This is a genomic window from Anaerolineales bacterium, from assembly GCA_022866145.1.
Classification (GTDB): domain Bacteria; phylum Chloroflexota; class Anaerolineae; order Anaerolineales; family E44-bin32; genus PFL42.
In genome coordinates this window covers 1-3,727 of the sequence record JALHUE010000502.1, presented here as the reverse complement: position 1 = coordinate 3,727, position 3,727 = coordinate 1, and the positions used below count along the sequence as shown (strand labels likewise).

3 protein-coding genes are annotated in these 3,727 nt (G+C 66.9%); 2 read left to right on the top strand and 1 reads right to left on the bottom strand.

All coding sequences use genetic code 11. From position 1 onward, the window contains the following. Together MUO23_14645 and MUO23_14640 are read left to right on the top strand one after the other, a co-directional pair. Nucleotides 1-569, top strand: a 569-nt coding sequence (locus MUO23_14645) for a PfkB family carbohydrate kinase (GenBank protein MCJ7514188.1), incomplete at its 5' end; no start/stop codon positions are given. A 3-nt stretch (nt 570-572) separates the two neighbouring features. Then, nucleotides 573-1,664 carry a M20/M25/M40 family metallo-hydrolase gene (locus tag MUO23_14640; GenBank protein ID MCJ7514187.1) on the top strand — a complete coding sequence of 364 codons (1,092 nt, stop codon included), beginning with the start codon at nt 573-575 and terminating at the stop codon, nt 1,662-1,664. A 132-nt stretch (nt 1,665-1,796) separates the two neighbouring features. Here MUO23_14640 and MUO23_14635 read toward each other — a convergent pair whose 3' ends face one another. Further along, the gene (locus MUO23_14635) at nt 1,797-2,579 is read right to left on the bottom strand and encodes a hypothetical protein (protein ID MCJ7514186.1); all 783 of its coding nucleotides are present in this window, start codon (nt 2,577-2,579) and stop codon (nt 1,797-1,799) included. Between the last annotated feature and the right edge of the window lie 1,148 nt (nt 2,580-3,727).

Here is a 3,727-nt window from a genome sequence, read left to right as displayed (position 1 = left end):
GCCGCTGGGAAGCGGTTCACCTCACCCCGATGGACTACTTCTCCCAGGCCACGCTGCCTGGCCGGCTGCAGGAGCTGGGTCTGCGCCGGATCACGCTTGACCCCGCGCCGGGCGTGATGGACCCGGCCAGGCGCCTCGAGTTGGGAAGCGTCTTGCGCGCGACGGACGCCTTTCTCCCCAGCGAGGAAGAGGTGATGGCCCTGTATCGGCCCCGCCGACCTGACTTGTGGGAATGCGCGGCGGACCTGGCTGGGATGGGGCCGGCGACCATCGTCATCAAGCGTGGGGCGCTGGGGGTGATCGTCTGGGATTCTACTTCCCGGAGCCGATGGATCGTCCCGGCCTACGGAGCTGCGGAGCGCGATCGCTTTGGCGCCGGAGACGCATTCTGCGGGGGGTTCGTCGCCGGCCTGGCCCTCACGGATGACCCGGTCGAGGCCGCCCTTCGGGGAGCCATCTCGGCCTCGCTCGCCATCGAAGGCACGGGCGCCCTGTATCCGCTGGGTGCAACCCCCCGGCTAGCCGAAGCGCGCCTCGAGGCCCTGAGGCAGTCGGTGCGGAGGATCTAGCCGATGGACCCGTCTCGCCTGCTCGATCGCTGCGCTGCGATCCAGTCCATCTCCTCCCCGACATTCGCTGAGGGGGAGCGGGCGGCCGCAATGCTGGGCTACTTCCAGGCAGCCGGCTTGCGGGATGTTGAAGTCGACGCCATCGGGAACGTCTACGGGCGCCGGGGGAACGGGCTGACCTCACCCATTGTGCTTGCGGCCCATTTGGACAGCGTCTTCCCGCTCGACACGGACTTGCACATCATCCGCAACCGGGAGCGCTGGGCCGGGCCCGGAATCGGCGACAATGCTCTAGGACTGGCTGCGCTGGTTGAGCTGGCATCCGATCTCTCCGACCCAGAACCCCCTCGACCGGTGTGGTTGGTCTGCACCGTGGGTGAGGAGGGTCTCGGAAACCTACGGGGAATGGCCCGGGTCGTCGACCGCTATGGCGCCCTGCCGGCTGCCTACATCGCCGTTGAGGGCATGTCGCTCGGCCATGTATACACCCGCGCGCTCCCCATCCGTCGGTACCGGATTCAGGTCGACACCCCCGGAGGTCATGCCTGGATCCACGCCGGCAGGCCATCGGCGCTGCACCAACTGCTTCGAATCGGGGGTTGCCTGCTGGATACTCCCCTGCCCTCCGAGCCAAAGACCAGCCTGAATATCGGCGCACTGAGCGGCGGGACTGCGGTCAACGCCCTCGCCGGGCATGCCTGGATGGAAGTTGAGATCCGCTCTGAAGGCACCCGCGAGCTGGTTGAGCTCGCCGAGGGGGTCGAGAAGCTGCTGCAGGGCCCGTGGCCAGAAAACACCGAGGTCGCCGCCGAGCTGGTAGGTACGCGGCCGGGGGGACAGATCGCAGACGATCACCCCTTGGTGCGCGCCGCCTGCCGGTCGTATGAGCAGGCCTGTGGCCGAAAGGCCCGTCTGACCTGCGGATCTACCGATGCCAGCTTGCCCTTGAGCCTGGGATATCCAGCAATTTGTGTCGGAGTCACAACCGGCAGCAACGCCCACACTCTGATGGAGAGCATCGAGCTGCAGCCCCTTGCCTGCGGCTATGCCAGTCTGTTGGGTCTGGTTCGGGAGTTCTGCAAGATCACCAGTTGAAGCAGTGAGGTCGTGGCCTTTCCCGGCCCGAGGCGGCTCGGCTTGTCCCTGAACATCGGCGGCCATCGCTCTCGGGCTCACCGCCAACCCGGCGCCGCTCGGAAGGGTTCGCGGCCTTCCCGCTAGCAATGGCTAGGGTGTGGGCGACGCCAGGGGGATAGGGGCAGGCGTAGCCCTGGCGGGCTGGGTGATTTCGAACGCCGACGACACCCACCACTGGTCTCCCAGGAACATCTGAATGACGTACTGCCCTGGAGTCCACCCTCCCGGTGGTTCGCACTCGGTGTACCCGGTGCCTCCGGTCCCCCACTCCCACAGCTTGGTTTCGGCGCAGACCACCGCCCCCTCCCGCAGCCAGAGCGCCGTCCAGCGAACCCCGTCCCGCAGCTGGTCGTAGGAGAAAGCGCCCAGCAGCCTCGCCGGCGGATTGGTCCATGCCGAAACGCCATCCTGCGGCCGGTTGAACTCGTCGAGCCGGCTGGCGACGACAATCGGGCTGAACAACGCCCCCGGGGGCGGCGTTAGAGTCTCGCGCACGAGCACGGTTATGGGTTCAGGCAGGGTCGGTCGAGGCGTTCCGGTCGGCGTGCTGGTCTCACGGGGGGTGAGGGTGATGGTCGGTGTCAGGGTGACGGTTGGGGTCAGGGTGATCGTAGGAGATGAGGTAGCCGTCGGGGTGGGCGGGTAAAGGCTGTGGCCAACCCGCCCCCCGAAGGCGCCCGAGCCCACACCCAGCGCCAGCAGAACGGCCCCTGCCCCAAGCCAGCGCCACCCCCTGCGCAACCGGTCCCGTTGAAGGTTATGGAACTGCAGGCCTTTGGACCCAGCCAGAAGCCTCCAGCCAACGAGCGCCATCGCGGCCGCGCTGGCCAGCAGGAGAGCGGTGACGATGGGTACAACGCCTTCGACGCTCATAGGCTTCGTCGCCTTCGAACCGTCGGCCGCAGTCGCGGGTCCCGGCGTGGTCCTTCAGGCCGGTGATTGCGGAGCACGGCCCGATTGCACGCATGGGCCGTCCACGGAGAGCTCGAGGCAGTATACCCCGGCGCCTGCCCGCTCCGAGGCAATCGGTCGTCGGTCCAATGGGAACTCCGCGCCGCTACCCGGGATCGCGACCCAGACCTTGCCCGCGGCCGGATAGGTGGGGGCAAGGGTGGCCTCGAACTCGCCGGCGTTTGCCGTCCGGCTCGAAACGATCAATCCCTACGACGCATGCAGCCTGTCTCCCACCCGTATGACCCGAGGCGTAGCCGGCCGCTCGCCAACCCAATCTGGCGCACGAGGTGGGATCCTGCCTTGGTCGAGATCATCGACCTGAACGCCTCGGGTGGCGGCGCCCCAGAAGTCCACCACGTGTCTCCCCGCCTCGGCAGCCTCGAGCACAAAGTTCGCCCATGTCACTTCGCTCCGGCCACTCTGTCCTCCCAGTTCACTCTGGGCACCAGAGTCCAGGGGCCCACCGGGCCAGCAAGGGATTGCACCGAGGTTGTCGGGTGATTCATTGGGTGCCGATCGACCACCCACGCCCCGTCTGGCAATAGACACAGAAACCGGCCCGGCCACTCCAGTCGCTCCGCCGGGGGCAACGGCCTAGGGTCGGACACGAACAACGATCCGGCCAGCATGGAGTTGCCCAACAGCTGCGATTGGACCTCCGCCGGCGACAGGCACAAGGGCACTCCAGCCGGCTTGGGGTCGCCAGCCCTACTGGCACCACGCAACAAGACACAGTCGGCGTCGTTGACCGCCCACGGTCGGCGGACAAAGGCGCGGGTGAGACCGCTCCTGAGCGCGTTGCACGTAGAGGGAAACCGGGGGTCTCTCTTCAGCAACGCTGGGCTGCCCGGGTAGCGCGAGGGCCAGCCCATTAGACATCGGGGCCGATCCGCAGCCTGTCGAAGATCCCGATCCGCGCCCCTAGCGGCTGCTGAAAAACAAGTGATTGATGACATCGAAATCGAATCCCTTGCCCTCGGTATGGTGTTGTAGTGGTAAGCAAGCAATGGAGGACGAGGGCCATGCGCGGAGACGATGGGCACGAAGACGGAATGTGGTCGTATGTG